This window comes from Peribacillus sp. SIMBA_075 (genome assembly GCF_046534585.1).
Genome location: NZ_JAWRYN010001800.1, coordinates 1 through 219, shown reverse-complemented (window position 1 = coordinate 219; position 219 = coordinate 1). Strand labels below are relative to the sequence as shown.

The following is a 219-nucleotide window of genomic DNA, read 5'->3' as shown; positions in this document are numbered from 1 at the left end:
CGGAAGGTGCGGCTGGATCACCTCCTTTCTAAGGATAATTACGAGAGCGCTTTTGTTTTGTTCAGTTTTGAATGAGTGATTCATTCAATTAAATAGTAATCCCGCGATAAGCTTGGGAAGCAGAAGCTTATTATTTATGTGAATGGGCCTATAGCTCAGCTGGTTAGAGCGCACGCCTGATAAGCGTGAGGTCGATGGTTCGAGTCCATTTAGGCCCAC

General features: G+C 45.2%; 1 tRNA gene. It reads left to right on the top strand.

Annotation, left to right across the window (positions count from 1 at the left end):
• The first annotated feature begins 144 nt into the window (after nucleotides 1-144).
• Nucleotides 145-218 (top strand) — tRNA-Ile (locus tag SB775_RS34650).
• The last annotated feature ends 1 nt before the right edge of the window (nucleotide 219 follow it).